The 20,059-nt window shown below is 37.0% G+C and carries 15 protein-coding genes; 6 read left to right on the top strand and 9 right to left on the bottom strand.

Features of this window, described 5'->3' with window-relative positions; genetic code table 11:
* Positions 1–31: 31 nt before the first annotated feature.
* Entirely contained in the window at positions 32–253 is a 222-nt protein-coding gene (locus E0H82_RS09520; RefSeq protein ID WP_131264412.1) for a hypothetical protein, read from the bottom strand.
* 117 nt (positions 254–370) lie between these two features.
* On the opposite strand from E0H82_RS09520, the gene E0H82_RS09525 reads away from it, so the two are divergent.
* Together E0H82_RS09525 and E0H82_RS09530 are read left to right on the top strand one after the other, a co-directional pair.
* Positions 371–631: a hypothetical protein gene (locus tag E0H82_RS09525; RefSeq protein ID WP_131264413.1), complete on the top strand. Its 261-nt coding sequence runs from the start codon at positions 371–373 to the stop codon at positions 629–631.
* Positions 632–685: 54 nt separating this feature from the next.
* On the top strand, positions 686–2,320 hold the full coding sequence (locus E0H82_RS09530) for a hypothetical protein (RefSeq protein WP_131264414.1): 1,635 nt from the start codon (positions 686–688) through the stop codon (positions 2,318–2,320).
* A gap of 61 nt (positions 2,321–2,381) precedes the next feature.
* On the opposite strand, the gene E0H82_RS09535 is transcribed toward E0H82_RS09530, so the two are convergent.
* The 5 genes from E0H82_RS09535 to E0H82_RS09555 form a co-directional block, all read right to left on the bottom strand.
* Positions 2,382–5,021, bottom strand: a complete 2,640-nt coding sequence (locus tag E0H82_RS09535; RefSeq protein WP_131264415.1) for a bifunctional aconitate hydratase 2/2-methylisocitrate dehydratase — start codon at positions 5,019–5,021, stop codon at positions 2,382–2,384.
* A 294-nt stretch (positions 5,022–5,315) separates the two neighbouring features.
* Positions 5,316–5,585: a hypothetical protein gene (locus E0H82_RS09540; RefSeq protein WP_131264416.1), complete on the bottom strand. Its 270-nt coding sequence runs from the start codon at positions 5,583–5,585 to the stop codon at positions 5,316–5,318.
* A 247-nt stretch (positions 5,586–5,832) separates the two neighbouring features.
* Complete coding sequence (locus E0H82_RS09545) at positions 5,833–6,192, bottom strand: hypothetical protein (RefSeq protein WP_131264417.1); 360 nt, start codon at positions 6,190–6,192, stop codon at positions 5,833–5,835.
* A 111-nt stretch (positions 6,193–6,303) separates the two neighbouring features.
* Entirely contained in the window at positions 6,304–6,738 is a 435-nt protein-coding gene (locus E0H82_RS09550) for an I78 family peptidase inhibitor (protein ID WP_131264418.1), read from the bottom strand.
* 138 nt (positions 6,739–6,876) lie between these two features.
* Positions 6,877–7,080 carry a hypothetical protein gene (locus tag E0H82_RS09555; protein ID WP_131264419.1) on the bottom strand — a complete coding sequence of 68 codons (204 nt, stop codon included), beginning with the start codon at positions 7,078–7,080 and terminating at the stop codon, positions 6,877–6,879.
* Positions 7,081–7,487: 407 nt separating this feature from the next.
* Between E0H82_RS09555 and E0H82_RS09560 the strand changes: the two genes are divergently transcribed.
* Both E0H82_RS09560 and E0H82_RS09565 read left to right on the top strand, forming a co-directional pair.
* Positions 7,488–8,639, top strand: a complete 1,152-nt coding sequence (locus E0H82_RS09560) for an acyltransferase family protein (protein WP_131264420.1) — start codon at positions 7,488–7,490, stop codon at positions 8,637–8,639.
* A 493-nt stretch (positions 8,640–9,132) separates the two neighbouring features.
* Positions 9,133–9,369: a hypothetical protein gene (locus E0H82_RS09565; protein WP_228258645.1), complete on the top strand. Its 237-nt coding sequence runs from the start codon at positions 9,133–9,135 to the stop codon at positions 9,367–9,369.
* Between the two features lie 555 nt (positions 9,370–9,924).
* Here E0H82_RS09565 and E0H82_RS09570 read toward each other — a convergent pair.
* A complete protein-coding gene (locus E0H82_RS09570) occupies positions 9,925–14,445 on the bottom strand; it encodes a translocation/assembly module TamB domain-containing protein (RefSeq protein ID WP_131264422.1) in 4,521 nt (1,506 codons plus the stop codon).
* A gap of 31 nt (positions 14,446–14,476) precedes the next feature.
* Positions 14,477–17,248 carry an autotransporter assembly complex protein TamA gene (locus tag E0H82_RS09575; protein WP_131264423.1) on the bottom strand — a complete coding sequence of 924 codons (2,772 nt, stop codon included), beginning with the start codon at positions 17,246–17,248 and terminating at the stop codon, positions 14,477–14,479.
* A 201-nt stretch (positions 17,249–17,449) separates the two neighbouring features.
* On the opposite strand from E0H82_RS09575, the gene E0H82_RS09580 reads away from it, so the two are divergent.
* On the top strand, positions 17,450–18,769 hold the full coding sequence (locus tag E0H82_RS09580) for an MFS transporter (protein ID WP_131264424.1): 1,320 nt from the start codon (positions 17,450–17,452) through the stop codon (positions 18,767–18,769).
* 4 nt (positions 18,770–18,773) lie between these two features.
* A complete protein-coding gene (gene coq7 / locus E0H82_RS09585) occupies positions 18,774–19,409 on the top strand; it encodes a 2-polyprenyl-3-methyl-6-methoxy-1,4-benzoquinone monooxygenase (protein WP_131264425.1) in 636 nt (211 codons plus the stop codon).
* Positions 19,410–19,476: 67 nt separating this feature from the next.
* Here the strand turns inward: coq7 and E0H82_RS09590 are convergent, their stop codons facing one another.
* Complete coding sequence (locus tag E0H82_RS09590) at positions 19,477–20,001, bottom strand: hypothetical protein (protein ID WP_131264426.1); 525 nt, start codon at positions 19,999–20,001, stop codon at positions 19,477–19,479.
* Positions 20,002–20,059 lie beyond the last annotated feature (58 nt).

Here is a 20,059-nt window from a genome sequence, read left to right on the forward strand (position 1 = left end):
AATTCTACTCACTGAATAAAAATATATTTGATTAATTAGACTCGATGTCATAGACCCAGTTTCGTGCTTGTTGGTCTGTCGTGGTTTCACAAACATAATAGTCATGATCCCATGAGTCTTGATGGAAAATTTCCATTTTTCGATAGGTCACTTGTTTGCCATTTTCCACACAAATAAAGCTATCGCCTTGATCTTTCACTTGAGTTCCGTTTAGGAAACCACCTATACAGAGGAATCGAGATTGTTTGGACATTTAATAAATTTATAAGACATTCAAATGTATATACTATAATTAATAAACTTAAGATTAAATAAGTCATTATAATAAAACCACCCCATAACACCATAATCTCAAAATTAGTGAGCAAAAATGAATCAAAATATTGAAAGTGAAATTATTTTTAACACCTTTTCATTTTATGAAAATCATATAAAAAATGTCTTGGATATTTATAATGATAAAACATCTAACTTATTTTTATTAAGAGACCCAATTTATAGTTTCTTCAGTGGACAGGAACTAGCTACTGAGAATTTTAACAAATATAAACCAACTATTTTATCAGAGGGACATCTTTACGCATTTTTAATACATAAAGATTTTAATAATTTTATTAAAAAAAATTATTAATCTTTCCATATATGGTTACGAGCTTGTTACTATTATTGGACAGCTCACGATCCTATGTGCAAAATAGGATCTTTAATTTTCCCATTAATCCAACATTTTATTAAGCCTTCTCAAACTATTACCTACCTTTTTCAATTACACACTTTACAATCTGTAATTCATTATTTAATTGAGTACAAAGATCCTCTTTTAGATAAAGCTCATCAAATTCTTATTGGATATTTTCCTTCGGAAGAGGAGTACGAAAATAAATTAGAATGGGAACTTCCAATTTTACTTACACAAGATCTTATTTTATCCAAAAAACCAAATACTAAAGAAAACAATGATATACGCACAAAAAATATTCAGAGCATCAAAACTATATACGACGAAGAATCAGAAAATTTTACTTATGAAGGAAAAATTCAAATTTTACTCAAATTATTCTTCCATGAGCAATATTACGAATATTCTTATCAAGAGATAATCAAGATTATAACTGAGAAGGATATAATTAATACTATTAAATCAGGAAATACAGAGTTTATTAAAAATATTTTCGCAACAATTTTTGAAAAAGGAGATTATCTTAAATGTGTAACATTATTAAATTTAATTAATCAAAATGAAAATCAAGCCTCCTTTAGGAGCCAGCATGGAATCTTAATTCCAAATTATCAAAAATTTTCTTTATTGACAAACAGCGAACAACTTAATTATTTTTCTCTAGATCAATACCCTAAGTACCAAAAACTCATAGGTATAGAAAATCAAGCTTTAACTTTAACTACAGTTTTAAAAGATAGTCCTTTAAATGTACTTTATGAAAATATAGGAAAACCATATGGTTTTCCTAATAACGAATTTGATTTCTCTAAGCTTTTAGATTCAACTATTGATTGTTACTCTCTTAATTCAGATATTTACGATCAGCTCAACTATTTAACAATAGTACCTTCTCATAGTCATCCACTTCAAGCTTCTCTCAACCATCTCGGCAAGTTAGCACCAATCATAAATTATTCTTTAAAAGAAATGAAGGAATTCCATCACAACAAGAAATTTGCATTTTTGTTAAGTGAGAACTCTTTAATGCCAGATTATGAAAAAAACTTTATTAAAGCTTATTTTAATGAAGATATCCTCATCATTGAAAATCCTTCGGAATCTGAAATAAAAGAAATTCTTAATGACGTTACCTTTACACACATATATATATCTGCACATGGAAACTATGAACACTCATCAAGACAAATAGATAGCTTAGAATTCAACCAAGGAAATATAATACCTGTCTCGGTTTTTGACAATCTTGATAATTCGAGTGAATACCAGCGTACTATTATTCTGAATGCATGTTCAGGAGCACATCAAGGAATTAATTTAAACTTTTTCCATAAAGGCATCGCATCAAATTTGTTAAAAAATCAATTCGTAGTTTTTTCAAATTTATGGCCAATTTCTTCCGAATATGCAGTAATTCTAGGAATTCTTTTAATATTTAATTTACACAACAATGATGACTTACGAGAAGTTTATCATAGTACTTTAAATACATTAAAACTAGATAACGCAGTTATTTTTGAAACTTTAAAAGCTTTACACCCTGCGTTTGAAAGTATTGTAGAAAAGATATCTGATTCAGATAAATCATTCATAAAATTAAATGATTTTAGAAATTTAGGCGCATTTTGCTTATATAGCTAAAAAGTAGGGGCTGATTAATCAGCCCCTATCTTATACCGCTTATTACTTAATTATCAAAAAATTAAGTCAACTGAGCAGCAGCAATTTTCTTAGTATCAACATTCGCAGCAGCGTCAGTATAGTCGCCCATTTTGTCGAAGCTTAAGTATTGGTAGATGTCAGCAGACATGCTATCAATTTGAGCTGCATACTGTTGGTATTCTTCTGGAGTTGGTAATTTACCAAGTACAGCAGCAACAGATGCAAGTTCAGCAGACGCTAAGTAAACGTTAGCACCTTGACCTAAACGGTTCGGGAAGTTACGAGTAGAAGTCGATACACAAGTTGTGTTCGGCGCTACACGTGCTTGGTTACCCATACATAATGAACAACCTGGCATTTCAGTACGCGCGCCAGCTTTACCATAAGTATTGTAGAAACCTTCTTCCATCAATTGACGTTCGTCCATACGCGTAGGTGGAGCAATCCACAAACGAGTTGAAAGTACGCCACCAGGAACTTTCTCTAACAACTTACCAGTTGCGCGGAAGTGACCAATGTTTGTCATACATGAACCAACGAATACTTCGTCAATTTTCACGCCTTGAACGTCAGAAAGCAATTTCGCATCATCTGGGTCATTCGGGCAGCAAAGAACTGGTTCAGTAATTGTAGCAAGGTCAATTTCATACACTTTAGTGTATTCAGCGTCAGCATCAGCTTTAAGAAGTGATGGGTTCGCTAACCATTTTTCCATGTTCTCAACACGACGAGCCATAGTACGCGCATCGCCATAACCTTCAGAAATCATCCACTTCAACATTGTGATGTTAGATTTCAGGTATTCAGCAACTTTCTCTTCAGAAAGCGTGATAGAACAACCAGCAGCAGAACGTTCAGCAGATGCATCAGAAAGTTCGAATGCTTGCTCAACAGTAAGGTCAGTTTCCATTTCTGTTAAGTCGATCTCAAGGATACGACCAGAGAAAATGTTTTTCTTACCTTTCTTCTCTACAGTTAAGTCACCTTGCTGAATCGCAACGTAAGGAATTGCATGTACAAGGTCACGTAGTGTGATACCAGGTTGCATTTTACCTTTGAACTTAACAAGTACAGATTCAGGCATGTCTAATGGCATAACACCAGTCGCAGCAGCGAAGGCTACAAGACCAGAACCCGCTGGGAATGAAATACCAATTGGGAAACGAGTATGCGAGTCACCACCAGTACCAACTGTATCTGGAAGAAGCATACGGTTTAACCAAGAGTGAATAATACCGTCACCTGGACGTAAAGATACACCGCCACGGTTCATGATGAAATCAGGAAGCGAGTGTTGCATTTGAACGTCAACTGGTTTTGGATATGCAGCAGTATGACAGAAAGATTGCATAACAAGGTCAGCAGAGAAACCTAGGCAAGCTAAGTCTTTCAATTCGTCACGTGTCATTGGACCAGTCGTATCTTGCGAACCAACAGTCGTCATTTTAGGTTCACAGTAAGTACCTGGAAGTACGCCTTGACCTTCAGGAAGACCACATGCGCGACCAACCATTTTCTGTGCTTGAGTGAAACCTTTGCCAGTAGCAGCAGGTTGAACTGGAGTACGGAATAAAGTAGATGGAGCAAGACCTAAAGCTTCACGCGCTTTAGTGGTCAAACCACGACCAACGATTAAGTTGATACGACCACCCGCACGCACTTCATCTAGAAGTACTGGAGTTTTAAGTTCAGCTTCAGCAATTACTGCGCCGTCTTTAGTTGCAGTTACTTTTGCAGCAGCATGATCAATGTTAAGAACGATTTCATCGCCCATGTTCATGTTTGCAACATCAATTTCGATTGGCAACGCGCCAGCATCTTCCATTGTGTTAAAGAAAATCGGAGCGATTTTAGAACCTAAGCAGTAACCACCGTCTTTTTTGTTCGGGATGTGAGCAATTTCGTCACCGAAGAACCAAAGTACAGAGTTAGTTGCTGATTTACGGCTTGAACCTGTACCAACAACATCACCTACGTAAGCAACTTGGTTGCCTTTCGCGATTAAGTCTTTGATTTGGTTTAATGGACCAACCTCACCAGGAACTTCTGGGTTAATACCGTCACGTACGTTTTTCAACATTGCATTTGCATGCAATGGAATGTCTGGACGACTCCATGCGTCTTGTGCAGGTGACAAGTCGTCAGTGTTAGTTTCGCCAGTTACTTTGAAAACAGTAAGTTTGATTTCAGTTGGAACATCTTTACGGCTAGTGAACCATTCAGCATCAGCCCAAGATTGCATAACCGCTTGTGCATTCACATTACCCGCTTTCGCTTTGTCTGCAACGTCATGGAACGCATCAAATACAAGAAGAGTTTTCTTCAATGCTTCAGCCGCTAATTCAGCAAGTGCAGCATCATCAAGAAGAGCAACTAAAGGAGCAACGTTATAACCACCAAGCATAGTGCCTAGTAAGTAAACCGCACGTTCTTTAGAAACTAATGGTGAAGTCGCCTCGCCTTTAGCCAAAGCAGCTAAGAATGCAGCTTTAACATATGCAGCTTGGTCAACACCCGCTGGAACACGGTTTTCTAGTAAATCAACTAAAAATGCTTCTTCGCCAGCTGGTGGGTTTTTTAATAATTCAACTAATGCAGCTGTTTGAGCATCATCAAGTGGCTTCGGTGGGACTCCGAGTGCGGCACGTTCTGCAACGTGTTGGCGGTAAGCTTCTAGCACGGTGTTATTCCTCTTTTTTAAAAAATTATTTACGCATTCCTGCTTTAAATAAAGCTACGCAAATAATATGGACTGCTTGATTTTACTAAAATTCCAGTTAAAAGTTAATGCGCTACAAGTGTTTCTTCGTGATGCCCATTATTTTCTAACTAAATGATGCTCATATCAATTGCATATAAAAACAGCAATATAGTCAGATCATTTGGACTTTTTTCACATTAGCTTTGAACTGCTATTCAAAAATAAAAAAGGCAACTTATGTTGCCTTTTTTTATTCCAGATAAATATTCAACCTTAGTGGACAGTGGTTTCTCGTAAATACTCCGCCAAGGCAGATTTATCCCCTTCAAATTTGACCTGAACTTCATCCTCATGCAGCATAAGATGCTGTGCGCCAATAAATGAAATTTTTACAGCATAGAGCTTTAGATCTGTATCAATTAAGTGTTGTATATAAACTCTATCACCAAGACTGAGCACATAATGACTCCCCTCAATGATCATACAATGTGTTTCATCTTGTAAAAGTAAATCTGCGTGATTTAAGTAACCGACAACTTCCATATCTCACCTCATTGGTTGTTATTATTCTGCCTTCATTATTGTTTAAAAATTGATAGTTTTCTAGATCCTCAAATCTCATTCATCATATATTTTAAATATACTTAGGCTATTTTATTGCTCATAAATAAAACTATGTTGTTCTGTGCAAAACCTACCCAAGCAAAAAAGCCTTGTATCACAATTACACAAGGCCTCATTTTACATTTAGCTTTTCAGGAAGGATTGTATTTTATCCGTTATAGCTCATTTAAAACTGCTTATACTCTGGCAATTTATCGTGTGGTGTGACCAAACATTTCTCTATAGTTTGTGCCTTAATTTGCTCACGTGCTGCGTCTTTATCTTGTTTAATTTGCTCTTCTGGCAAGGCATAGACTTGTTCAATAATCCCCAAAATGAACTTTTTGGTAAATTCATCATCAATTTTATTCGCGTGTTCTATGGCTTTATCTTTTTCAATAGCACTTTGACGATCAAGCATAATTGAACGTGCAGCATTGCCCATACTGGTACAGTAACCATGCCATTGTTCTTCAGGCGTTAATGGCTTCTTTTCAGAACATCCAGCTAATGCTGCCACAATAGCCAAAAAATAAACTTTTTTCATGCATACTCTCCAATTTTGCGCCCTATGATAGTCAAACTTTTTAAAATGAAGAACTCTTACTATCTGCAAATGTGAAAAAAGCCCTGATTTGGGCTTATTTCACTAAACAAATTATCCGCAACTCGCTTGAACCACTTTATTGTCTTTCGGATTAATCGTAACCGTAACACGGTCTTCACGATAATCCATCGTCACAGGTTGACCTGGTTGGACTAAACGTACGACATGTGCACTCGTTTTTTGTTTAATTTGCACCTCGGTCAAGCCACTCTGCCCAACCAACGCTGCCGCCTGTTCAGGTACACATTTTGCCTGATTTGCATGGAAAAATTCCCACTCTTCAACAATCTGCCCGTTAGGTAAATGACAATACCCAACTTCACCATTCGTTTCTTTTCTAATTTCTAATTTACCTTTTTGTTCAACACAAAAAGTACTTGCTGGATTTGCCATACCAACGTTCGGTTTTACAGTTTCACTCTTTTGTGCAGTGCTACAACCCGACAAAGCCGCCATAATCAGTCCAAGCATCATAATTTTTTTCATAAAGGATATTTCTTTAAATAAAAGACTAACATAGCAAAAACATTGAAAACAAACTGTGCGTTTTTTGCTAAATATCAATCAAAAAAGCCCATCAAATGATGAGCTTTTTATGCTTAAAACTTCTTTTATACATTAAATTTAATTCACTGAATGAATATCAAGCTCTTCATTTTTCGCTAAAACTACAGAAGCTAAAATTGGTGTCCCTAAAATAAAAGGTATAGAGAAGATCCAAAAGATCACGGTATAGTCAGGATTGAAGAAAAATTGAATAGCTATTGCCGCCAAGATTAAAACAGAAAATAAAATCGCTGCAAAACGCAGTACAAATTTGATTGGCATAGTGATCATCGCTCTATATTTAGCTCGTTTACTTACTATACACATACTTTTCATATGGCTTTATTGATTTTAGGTATCTAATGACTGTTATTTATAGATTTTCTTAATCTACATGAAACATTCCATGCGTTATGGAACTGCTTTCTAGAAAATCGTTGAAATATACGAATTATAATAAAAGCTATATTTTTAAAATCGATGAATTAAAAGTACTGGTTCAGAGAAGCTACAATTGTACTTTTTAACTTGATTTGGGCACTCTAATCACTGAGATGCTCAACATAAGCCCATGATGCAACAGACAACTGAAGCAAATATACATTTAATATATTTAAAAATTAAAATCATGTGGAAATAATGAAGATGGATACATAAAATGCCCATGTAATCTTTTCAACAACGTTCTTATGCAATTTTTTCCGATTGATGCCCTTTATCTTTTTTTAATTCTAATTTTGTGTATCGGGCTTGCCGCTGTTCTTTTAAATAAAGTTCAATTTTTACCGACTGAAATTATTCAACGCTCTTCACCTTTGGATGGTTTACGTGGGATTCTCGCTCTTTCTGTGCTTGCCCATCATTTCTATATCACCTATGTATGGAAGACTGTGGGTGAATGGGTAAAACCTGAATTTACTTTAATCAATAATTTCGGTGGGACTGCTGTTTCGCTCTTTTTCCTTATTACTGGTTATCTTTTTATCAATAAAATGATGCAAGTGGATATCAATTGGAAACAACTTTACCTATCTCGAATAAAGCGAATTTATCCTCTTTATATAGCAGCTTTCGTGTTTATTCTTACGATTACTTTAATTATTATTGAGATTAATAGTGCTAATTTTGGGGCTTTATTGAAATGGGTAAGTGATTGGCTTCTTTTCAAAGGTGGAAGCTTTGAAGGGTTTGAAAGTGGTCTGATCATAGCAGGTGTAAGTTGGACATTGGCGTATGAATGGAAGTTTTATTTTAGTCTTCCAATTATTTATTGCATTTATCACAAAAAAATTCCCTTAGCTTTATCTCTTGTCATTATTGCAGCTCTGCTTTTCTATATTTTCAAGGAAAAGTCTCACTATTATTATGCTCTATTTATTCTTTCTATTCCTGCAATTAAACTGAAACATCAGTTTAAACGATTTATGATTGAGTCACCTAAAAAAACGAATGTGATTGTAATTACATTAAGTTTGTTTTCTTTATTATTTACAGAACCCTATACCTTTTTACAAATGATTCCTTTAGCGATTATTTTTGGATTTATTGCAAATGGTTATAACTTCTTTGGTGTCCTTTATAACCATGGTTTACGAATACTTGGAGAGGTGAGTTACAGTATCTATCTTATTCATGGTGCTATATTGTACTTTTTCTTTTCTATTCTGAATCTTATAAATTTTAACAATATCTCTTTATACTCCTATTATCTTTTATTCCCTATTATTTTTAGTGTCGTTGTGTTGTTATCACTCTTCACATATAAATTTATTGAGAGTCCATTCTTAAGAAAAAAATCAACCCCATCTAAAGTTGATCATGGATTAGTCACAAATAAGTAAATAAAAGTGATCACTCTTTTAAGTGGTCATTTTATTTAATTAAGTTATACCTTTGATGTGATTCATTTAAACATGTTTTTATTGCCATAATTAAACAAATTTACGCTATATTTTACCTATATCTTGAATAGCTTAGGTTGTATATAACATATTTTCTGTATCATAAACTCCTTTGCTGGATAGCTTTGTTGAAGAAAGCTGTCCATAATTGCTTATTCAAAAAATATGATCTCCAGATGAGTAAACCTATACATAAATCTATCGCGTAACCCATTAGTCTTCTTACAATCAAACTTTGATGAATCAAGGAAATCTCTCGATTGGGTTTAACTCCAATACTCAATAGTATGCTCAAGCAAGACGCAAAAATCGACTCAGATACAGCAATTCTGGCTGTTTAATGATGAAAGTCTTATGTCATTTAACGCTACAAATAGTCTCAGGATGTGCTATATATAGCCGTTTTATCATCTTTTTGCCATTTGGTCTTTTTATGAAAAACACATCATCTTCTAATGACACCGAATCAACCGTTTTAGGTTGGAAATTTATTGTCATCGTTGGCGCTATAACGACTATTTTTTTTACTTTTTTATATTTAGCTATGTCAAGCGATCCAGAATATATGCCCAACCGAGAGCCGAAAGTTGCTGCACAGCCTACTACGGCACCGGCACAACCTACTCAGGAATTTCACCCAGCGACTCATGATAGCAAAGATGATAAATAACATTAATTGATTGATTAAATAAGCCCTTTCTTGAGGGCTTATTTTCAAGATGAACTCAACTTATTTTGTGTATTAATATATAAAACTTAAACGACCACTCAGCCAATTTTAAAAGCTCTAAATAACTTATTTCGCACACAAATAAAAAAAATACCGAGCTTTTTATATACCTTAACTCTGTTTTAAACAACTTATTTATAGGTATGAAAGTACATGGCTTTAGGGTGTAAATCTTTATCTTAAAATCTAGGATTGATTAAAGCTTGTAGTGAGCTCTTACAGAATACTCATGCATTATATATTCCCAATTCTATAGTTGCCGATACTCCCCCTATTAGGTCGGACTTTTTAATAAATAGAGATCCTTTTATAATCAATGCAATGGCATCAACATTAAGCCTATTGAGTTTAATTTCAGACTAAATACACATTAAATCTTTGTATATTCAATCTGAAATCACTCAACAGTCTACTTAATCTACATCAACATTTCCAATGCAGGTTGAATCAAAAAATACGTTTAAAAACAATGCATTAAAATAAAATTTCAATTATTTAGAAACGCCAGTTATAGAAGAAATCTACAGCACGATCGACTGACTGACTCGCTTCCAAATATAATTTTTGATTGATTTGATAACGTAATGTTAATTTATTGACTGGTGTAAACACTCCGACCCCATAACGAATATACAGATCTGGCGTAAGATATCCCGTCACACTCACTTGAGTATCATCACCTGTACCTTGAGCATCTAGCGCCAAACCGCTTAAACCAAAGGATTGCCCTAACTGATTAGTAAAGGCTCTTGTTCCACCCAAGCCCATACTAATACCAGCAGCAGCAATAGTATTATTCACGTCTGACTTAAATGTTTCAGTCTGATTAATATTATTCGCCCCTTCATTAATACGCCCAGTAACCAACGCATTCATGGCTTCTTGTTCAGTCAAATTACCATCATTGTAGACCTGAATATTCGGATTGCTTGCTGTACCTGTGACACGAACCCCAACGATTGTTCCTTGTATGATTTTGTTGGTATCTACATCTAATGTAGGATTTGCCAAAGGACCATTGAAACGTGCAATTGCACGATTTAAATCTAGACTTTGTCCATAGGCTTCAATTTTGACCTTTTGACTTACACCAATCGCACCATTCGCCCGCATTGCAGTTTCAACGCCACGCTGTGATAAATATAAGCGTCCAATTAATGGAATACGGCTATTAAAACCTTGAAATACGACCTGTTTACCTAAATTAATCATCACATCCGCTTTAATATCCCAAGGACGTGCTGACTTTAAGATTGCCAACTGATCTTGTCCCTCGTGTACAATTCGAACATCAGAAGAGACATCCACTACAGGTGCAGAAGATTCAGGCATCGAGATTAACGCACGCGGAACGTCAACCTCACCTTTTAATACTAATTTTTTCTGGAAAGGCATAACATCCAAACTAAAGTCTGGGGTAACTAATGCCGTAATTAACGGTGCTTGGCGAATTAATAAATTATCGCCTTTTAAATGCAGTTGAATACGTGGCTCATTTTTCCAGTCTACATTTCCTGTAAGTAAACCAACGCCTTGTCCACTATTAAACGCACCATTAATAGTTGCATGGTCACTCTGAATGGAAGAATAAACTTGCACATTGGTTAAATTAATAGGCAGTGAAATCATACTGATCACACCATCTTTTAAACGCATTTCACCAGTTACGCGTGGTTCCAGAAGCTCACCACCAATTTTCCCTGCAAAAGAAAGTGTTCCACTTAAAGTACGGATATCTTTTATAAATGGTTTAAAGACTTTTAATTGCACTTCATTAAACGCAATCTCTCCTTGCATTGGCTTATTTGCTTTAAAAGGGTCGATAATTACATTGGTATAACCCGTACCAATTTCAGGTGCTTTTACATCTAAACGAAGCTGTAGTCCTTGCGTAACAGTTTTCGCATTCACTGAAATTTCGTCATATCTCAATGAAGATGCCGTATCTTGAGGGTCTTCAGCAGCAATACCAATAATGCCTTGACGTGATACCATTCGCGCATCAATTTTTGGTTTACTGCCTTGCGCCCAAGCTGCTTTCGCATAACCATTGGCTCTTCCTGTAATTGCCAGACCTTCTGGCATAAACGCCGCGAAGTCGTTTAAGTCGAGGTTTTTGGTCACAAAAGAGATATTGCCTTTGGCTTTACTGATTCGGATGGGTTGATCGAAACATAATTCACTTTGCTGACTTGCCCAACAATGTGCTCCCACAAATAATTCTGTCGTATTTTGATTAAACACAACTGAAGCATTCTGACGTTGTACTAAACGAACGCGGACTGAGTCAAAATCACCTTTTTGAATCTGACCTAACCATGAGTGATTACCATTAAATCCGCCTGCAAGTTGTACATAAAAATTACTAAATCGGTTGTTACCTTGAACTTTTAATACGTGTGCTTTTCTGGTACCTGCAAGTGAAACAACGCCATGTTGGATTTCTCTATTACCACTTCGTAAATTTGTCATTTCTGCTTTAAGCAATGTTGGCGTTGTTTCAGAAGTTGGCAATTGACCTTGTACGCGTAATTTTTGCATACTTAGAATATTACCTAATCTAAAATCATCAACTGCCAGATTTGCCGTTGCCTGCAAACGGGGTTGCGACTGTATATTGAGATAACCATAAGCTCTACCTCTTAAGCCACCATACAGCTCATACAATGCAGGCGCATTAATTTTAAGGCGTAAGTTTTGTGCATTGCCTGTCGCTTGAACTTGGTTGTTTGCATAAGACATATACAAATTATTGGCTTCAAATTGCTGTGGTAAAAATCCTTTTTGATTATTATTTATTACCAAAGCCAAATTACCTGTACCACGTACAGGCTTATTATTAATATAACCCGCCACATTCAACTTCTGAATATTGATACGTTTAAGTGCATCAGACCAAAAACCTTCCGTTTGCACAATACCAGATATTTCTCCCCGAACCGTTGAGACAAAATACTGTGGTTTAAAACGAACCAAAGACGCATTAATATTCCAGCCAATGCCCTTACTTAAATCGACTTTACCTTGTGCAAGAATTTTACCTGCCGCGCCATCATGTTGAAATTGATCAATTTTTAGAAGTAGTGGTGTACCAGAAACTTTGACTTTTAACAACCCACTACTTTCTTTAATCTTGCTCGATTTTAAGGCACCATCGTAATTTACGGCGAAACTTTTGAAGCCACCACCTGCTTTAACATCATGGAAAAGAACCGCTACAGTACTTTTACCAGTCAACTGTACCGTTTCTTGTTGAGCCTGTTGTGGTAAATGCCCAACCAGATTAATTGCTTTAAGCTCAATAATATGTTGATTCGGTTTTGCATATCCACTCGCCTGTATTTGACCATTAACTAAATCAACTGGTGCGGCGGCAACAACAGTTTGTGGATTAAAATCTTGAGCCTTAAGCTTAGCATCCCATTTCAATTGAGTTTTATCTGTAGGTAAAATGACATTAGCTTGCCCACTCAAACTCCCTTTATTGGCAACATAACTAAAACTTGGCACTTTCAATATATTTTTCTTAATATCGAGTTGCGCTTTATATTGACCTGCTGGAAGTAACGCAGATTCATGCTGACCAATCGCCGAAGAAACCACTAGATTTTGCTGACCTTCGACTAAACGAATTTGAACATCGCCTGAATCACTTTTTAGCCACCCAATATAAGGCATGGCACGGTCAATATTTTTCCATGCGACATCAAGCAACATGGGTTGAGGCTTTTTCGGTTTCGCTTCGTTCTGATTTAATTTTAAATTCCAAGTTTCATATTGATCAAAATCAACCAAACCTGTCAAATGCAACCCTTTTTCTAAGCGACCAGTCGATGCAATTTTGGCATCGAGGCTTGGTGGTAAGAAATCTTTGATCACCTGAGGAATTAACTTATCTTTAGGGTTAATTTTATTTAAACGTCCCTGCACATCCCAATGTACATGCTTTTCCCAACTGACTAGACCTTTGGCATCCACCGTTCCATTCATCACTTGACCTTTAAACTGGTCAATATTCAGTTGATGCACCAAGTCGGTATGCATAACAGCGGTATATTTGCCTTTTGGAAGATTCTGTCCCGTTAAATCAGTCGATAATCCGAGATTGAGGCGTTGTATGTCCCCTTGATAACGAAGAACACCTGCTTGAGTAAATAATTTTTGATCGGTCAGTAATGGCCAGTGATACTTTTCAAATTGTAACTCTCCAAACATAGGGACATGACTACGAACAGGATGTACAACCCCCCAACCTGAAAGCAAATCTGGAGTATTGGTCGCAAACCCAGCTGTAATCGTATCCAAACTTCCTTTCGCAACAACCTGAATATCACGAATGTTTAGACTATGATTTAATGCAGGAATATTCACTGTCGCTTTGGCATGCAATGGATATTTACCCTGAAAATCCATGTTTCCAGTCGCATTTTTAATGGCTAGATAGCCCATATCAGCACTAGAGTCCTCAAACTCTAATTTAGTGTTAGACCAAAGTGCTTCATTTAACTCAATATCTTTGAAATTCACTGATGCTGCATGGGTTTTAATCAATAAATGATCGACATCAGCGTGATCTAAACGAAGGGTAAATGGCAATTTAATTTCTTTAAACTTAAAAGGCTCACTACTCGGTGGTGTTTTGGTAATAACCTGTAAATTACGAACATCGGCACTATATAGATGGATTTCTTTATGTACTAAAGCCCTCCACCCCAAAGTCACTTCTGCACGATCAATCTTTACATCTACCGCGGACAAGGTCACCAAAATATTTTTTAGAATAATGCCTTTTAAAAGATTACCACCTTCATATTCATAATGAATAATATGTTGACGTTCCAACACACGATTCAAAAGGAACTTACTTCCTTTGTCGGTCGAAAACATGATAGCGAAAGCAGATACAAGCAAAATCACCAAAAGAAGCAGCGTTAAAAGGACACTCCTCATAACACGATGCTTTTTAGGCAATGGTGATTCGGGTAATTCTTGTTTTTGCTGTTCTACTTCAGCCATAACCTTCTCAAGTACAAATTAAGTTTAAATTTTAAAGTGGTGAACCAATAAAGAAATGCACGCGAATTGGATGGTCTTCATCCGAAATACCCGATGCAACATCTATACGTAAAGCCCCAATCGGAGATGCCCAACGAATACCGACACCAACGCTATATTCTGTATCGTTACTAAAGTCTTTATCATAAGCATTACCAAAGTCACTGAATAATGCGGCACGCCACCCGTCTTTAAATTGATAGTTATATTCGAGTGAACCAACTGCTAATGCTTGTCCCCCAATTTTATAGCCATCCACTTCGGGCGTTAGACTCTTATAGTCAAAACCTCGAATAGACTGATCACCACCCGCAAAATACCGAAGATTATAAGGAATTTTATTAAAGTCTTCAGTCACGATATAGCCCAAGTCACTACGACCTATAAACTGATGGTCATTATTTTCACCTAAGGAATAAATGAATCGCCAACCAGCATTTAATATTGCCATATTTGCATCAGATAAAAGTGCTTCACTTCCGACTTCTACTTTATAAATTTGTCGAAAACCCTTGGTTGGATTTACACGCTTATCTGAATCTACGCGTGAAGCTTCATAACCTGCTAGGAGCGATTGTTGCTCTGTATCAGAGCTCGCCAAAAATGCGTCAGGAATATCACTTTCATTCACTACACCATTTTGGCTTAGGCGGTCTAATCGATAACGCAAACCAAATGTATGCTGCCAATTGCCCACGGAACGCTTAATAATACGGTCTGCCCCAACAACTGCAGATTCGATAGTTAAACTATTACCTTGTGCAACGCCATCTCGTTCTTCACGTTCGTAGCCTCCCACCAGACTAATGTAATCATTTAGCGGATGGTTATAAGGAATGTTATAGCGCGTATCAACTGCTTGCCGAATTTGTGATAACTCTAAGTTCGCATCAAATGAGTGGCCTCTGCGATTTACAATAGCACGACGATAGGTTGTTCTTAATCGCGCACCTGTATCAGACCCCCATCCTGCACCAACTTCAGCATTATTTAGTCGGTCTGCGTTTAAAGTCACAATAACAGGCACTTTTTTCTCATCTCGTGCTTGTATTTTCAGCCGTTCATCTTCTTCTACCCGTGACTCTTGAGCTGCTCTTTGCTGTTTGATTTCAGGGCCTATTTCCTTTTCATTTGCCCCAGCAAATTGATCTTCATCTACAACAGATTGTGTCACTTCCTTTGCAGAGTTTACGTCGTTTTGATCTTGAGCTTGCAGTTTACTACTTGCAATTTTTTCTTGATCGACTAAAGCCTGTAAATCTGGCGGAAGCTCTAAAGGCACTTCAACTAAGTCAGGACGTACCGCATCAACTAAGGTGTAGTTAAAATAACGTGAGTTGGTCAAGTTATTTGCCAATGTATTCACACGCCATAAAGCATAATCTGCACCATCTTCCCATGGCACCATCATTTTCAAGATGTCCATATCCAGTGGAAATGGCTTAGCAGGATCACTCATGCGGAATTCTGCGCCAGCTAATTTATAACGCTCACCCGTTTCAAAACGCAAATTAATGTCTGCCAAATTTTGTGGCTGTGCAACTTTCACGTCGTGCAATCGCCAATAGGCATCAAAGTAACCATTGTTTGCAGCGGCATCTACAATCCGCTTTTTCGTATTTTCATACAACCCGTGATTTAATACATCGCCAATGTCTAAATCAGGCAACACACTAATCACTTGGAATTGAGGGCTATTTGCACCAACACCACTAAATTCAATATTTTGATTATCGACCAAGACGGGCGTATTGGGTTTAATACTGACTTTAACGCGGCTTTCGCTGGTCTTCTCAAACTTAAACTCGGCTTGATAAAAGCCTACAGCCTGTGCAGACAAATTCGATAAGCTTTTTAATTGCGGCAAGGCTGCATTAAAATCACCATAGGCTTCTTGCGTAAAGCTAGACAGTTTTGCACCTACGTTATTCTTTAAATTTAAAAGTGCCTGCTGATATTCTTTGTCTGGTAAATCTGGATTCGTATTTTGTGCATCAACAATGATGACCTCAGCTTTAATCCGAGGTACTTTGGCTGTCTCTAAATCATTTTTTGAAGGTCTTAGTTTGTGATACCAACGCTTAAAAAAGCCTTTTTCTTCTTCTACGACAGGTTCAGTGACTAAGCCTAACTCTGGTAATGTTTTACCCGATTCATTGGCTTCTACGACAATTTTGCTATCCGCCTGAATACGATTCATCAATTGATCGACATTTACTGGCGCCTGATTAATTTCGGTCAGTTCCTGCGAAGTCGGATTGCGTATTACAATTTCTTGAGTCTGACCTGCACGATATCTTTCGGCTTCTGTTTTTGCTTCTTTGGCTACATTATAAATTTCATTTGCCATATTCTGATCAATAGGTGTTTCAGGCAGCTCCTCCAAATCATCAAAGGTAATTGGCTTAAAGGTATCAATTTGATCGGTATGTTGGATTTGATCTTGGAGCATGACATAACTATCAGGCGCTGAAACCTTATTTTGATAGTTTTCAACTTTTTCAAGTTGCTCTGCACGGCTTAAATTTTGCGTCTGTGCTTCAGCTTGAACCTGCGCTTTCAGCTCATCTTTTGCGGCTTGTTCAATATGGGACGTGGTTGCATTTTCAGGTTGTACCACACTCATTTCTTGAGCGAAGCCATGTTGGGCAAAAAACATTAAAAAAGCGCTCAAACACAAACTTTTATTGGTATGATTCAACTCCAAGATAGAGTTCATACTTAGGGTTAAAGTCGACTTTTTAAAATTGGTTTTTACAAGCATAGAATACTCTAAACTCATGATGGGTCTAATCAACAGCCCTTCGTATTTGTAATGAAAAGTTTAAAATTTATACTGGCTAAAGAACTCAATTTTATTGATTTTTTCACCACAGCATAGGATTAAAATATCATACATGATTTTCTTTGCTATTTTACCAGATACACACATTTCTTAATAAAACTTTATGAAGTTCACATTGTCATGGAAAAAAAAGAGCATCTTTTAAGCACTCGTCGTTTTTTACCGATGTTTGTGACTCAGTTTTTAGGGGCATTGAACGACAATGTCTATAAACAATCCTTATTGTTGGTCATTACATACGGATGGATTAACCAACAAAGTGCCAGTGTGAGCACATTAAATAACCTTGCTGCACTATTGTTCATTCTACCTTACTTCATTTTTTCAGCTACAGCAGGTCAAATTGCTGACAAATATGAACGTGCACGCTTGGTACGTGGCATTAAAATTCTTGAAATTATCATTATGCTGATTGGTAGTGCCGGATTTTTACTTGGACATTTATGGTTATTGTTACTCGCTCTTTTTCTGATGGGCACACACTCTACCTTTTTTGGCCCTATCAAATATGCAATCTTGCCTGAAATATTAAAACCAAATGAATTGATGTCGGGGAATGCCTTATTTCAATCGGGCACTTCAATGGCGATCTTGATTGGTATGATCTTGGGTGGTGCAGTTATTTCTGCTTCAGATGGTAATTTACTCTGGATTAGCTTGACGATTGTTACGATTGCGATTTTGGGTTACTTCTCTAGTCGTTTTATTCTAAGGCAGAATGTCACCACACCTGATTTAAAGATTGATTGGAATTTCTTTAGAACCAGTTTTCAGACTTTAAAATATGCCAAAAGCATTCCGCTCATTTATTTGGTGCTATTGGGGAACTCTTGGTATTGGTTTTATGGAGCAACCTATTTAACCCAAATCCCGCAGCTAACGCAGCAAAATTTGCATGCATCTGAAAATGTGGTCAGTCTATTACTCACCTTTTTCTCTGTAGGAATAGGTATTGGCTCATTGTTATGTCGCAGAATTGGTGGCACAGAAGTCAATTTAAAAATGGTTCCAATTGGTGCAATTGGTTTAACTGTATTTGCTTTATATTTAGCCGCCAGTCTCGCTTTTGTTCCAGTACAAACGGGTGAACTTTTACGTCTCTCAGACGTATTTCAACGAGGCTGGAGTTATTACCATGTCATGTTAGCGGTTACTCTGCTTGGTATCAGCGGAGGTTTCTACATTGTTCCGCTCTACGCCATGATGCAAGCACATTCGCCTCGATCTCACCGTGCACGTATTGTTGCTGCAAATAACATCTTAAATGCTGTATTTATGGTCAGTTCGGCTATTTTTTCCATTATCATTTTAAGTATTTTAAAAATTGATATTAAAATACTGTTCTGTATTACCGCTGTACTAAGTGCGATATTTAGCATTTGGCTATTGGTTCGCTTAAAACCACTACTCAACACAGCTCAAGTCTCTTTAGAGGATTAACCCTATGCGTCACTATACGGGCATTGATAAGCTCATTAACTCTTTTGACCAAGCACTTCGTAGTCTCGTTCCAGGGACGACAGTAGCTCAGCGAGAAAATCCCGCTGTTCCTGAAGAAACGCAATTGGCTGTAAGTGAAGCACGTCATGTTGCAGGGCTGATGCGTGTCAACCATAGTGGTGAAGTCTGTGCTCAAGCCTTATATCATGGGCAAGCTCTCACTGCGAAACTGCCGAATGTCCGCCGTGAAATGGAAAAAGCCGCTCTTGAAGAGCAAGATCATTTAGCATGGTGTGAAGACCGCTTAAAAGAACTCGATAGCCACACCAGTTTGCTTAATCCAATCTGGTATAGCTTGTCTTTTGGGATGGGTGCGCTGGCTGGTATTGCGGGTGACAAATACAGTCTAGGTTTTGTGGCTGAAACTGAACGCCAAGTCAGTCTGCATTTACAGCACCACATTAGCCAACTTCCGGCACAAGACAATCGTTCACGTAAAATTCTAGAACAAATGAATGAAGATGAGCTGCATCATCGTGATACAGCGCTCAATGCAGGTGGTGTCGATTTACCAATACCTGTTCGCATGACCATGACCGCCATTTCCAAACTCATGACTAAAACCAGTTATTTTATTTAACTTACTCCATAGATTTTGCAGTAAAAAGCAGTGCCAAATGACACTGCTTTTTATACTTCAACTTTCATTATTGGATTAGAATCCTGTTTCCACTTTGTTGCAAATTACCCGTATATTTGGGTTCAAGTGAAGGGTTACCTGGATAACTTCGACCATTAAATTTTAGAATGACTTGTCCCGAACCACGTGAATAAACCGACAAATCTGACCAACCTTGTGTTTTGCTATTTAAAGCAACAATCGGTACATCAGTTACGGTCATTTTACTGTGCGGTTGAAATTTCTCACGACTCATGCCCTGAAAAACCAACACCGTACATCCACCTGTACCACACCAGTTCGACCCTCTTAACATTACAACTGCATCTTGAATACCATCTTGATTTAAATCATAAAATGCATATTGATATAAGGGTTGTTCCTGGATAGACAAATAAACGGCTTGTTTGAGCGCAAGTAACAAGGTTTCATCACCAGCCAGATCCATCGAACTAGGTGGTTGTGTCGTTTCTGTGGTTTCAATGGGAGCATTTGAACTACATCCCACAACCAGACCACTCAGCAGTGCATATAGAAAAAAACGAATTTTCATAACAGCGAATCTCTTATAGCTGTTTCAATGTTCATTTTAAAATAGTCAATCGAACAAC

The organism is Acinetobacter sp. ANC 4910 (assembly GCF_004331035.1).
Taxonomy (GTDB): Bacteria; Pseudomonadota; Gammaproteobacteria; order Pseudomonadales; family Moraxellaceae; genus Acinetobacter.

Bases quoted from the DNA above. Each gene is read 5' to 3' on its own strand.
- E0H82_RS09520 (WP_131264412.1), bottom strand. From the start codon at position 253: ATGTCCAAACAATCTCGATTCCTCTGTATAGGTGGTTTCCTAAACGGA.
- E0H82_RS09525 (WP_131264413.1), top strand. From the start codon at position 371: ATGAATCAAAATATTGAAAGTGAAATTATTTTTAACACCTTTTCATTT.
- E0H82_RS09530 (WP_131264414.1), top strand. From the start codon at position 686: ATGTGCAAAATAGGATCTTTAATTTTCCCATTAATCCAACATTTTATT.
- E0H82_RS09540 (WP_131264416.1), bottom strand. From the start codon at position 5,585: ATGGAAGTTGTCGGTTACTTAAATCACGCAGATTTACTTTTACAAGAT.
- E0H82_RS09545 (WP_131264417.1), bottom strand. From the start codon at position 6,192: ATGAAAAAAGTTTATTTTTTGGCTATTGTGGCAGCATTAGCTGGATGT.
- E0H82_RS09550 (WP_131264418.1), bottom strand. From the start codon at position 6,738: ATGAAAAAAATTATGATGCTTGGACTGATTATGGCGGCTTTGTCGGGT.
- E0H82_RS09555 (WP_131264419.1), bottom strand. From the start codon at position 7,080: ATGCCAATCAAATTTGTACTGCGTTTTGCAGCGATTTTATTTTCTGTT.
- E0H82_RS09560 (WP_131264420.1), top strand. From the start codon at position 7,488: ATGCAATTTTTTCCGATTGATGCCCTTTATCTTTTTTTAATTCTAATT.
- E0H82_RS09565 (WP_228258645.1), top strand. From the start codon at position 9,133: ATGAAAAACACATCATCTTCTAATGACACCGAATCAACCGTTTTAGGT.
- E0H82_RS09570 (WP_131264422.1), bottom strand. From the start codon at position 14,445: ATGGCTGAAGTAGAACAGCAAAAACAAGAATTACCCGAATCACCATTG.
- E0H82_RS09575 (WP_131264423.1), bottom strand. From the start codon at position 17,248: ATGCTTGTAAAAACCAATTTTAAAAAGTCGACTTTAACCCTAAGTATG.
- E0H82_RS09580 (WP_131264424.1), top strand. From the start codon at position 17,450: ATGGAAAAAAAAGAGCATCTTTTAAGCACTCGTCGTTTTTTACCGATG.
- coq7 (WP_131264425.1), top strand. From the start codon at position 18,774: ATGCGTCACTATACGGGCATTGATAAGCTCATTAACTCTTTTGACCAA.
- E0H82_RS09590 (WP_131264426.1), bottom strand. From the start codon at position 20,001: ATGAAAATTCGTTTTTTTCTATATGCACTGCTGAGTGGTCTGGTTGTG.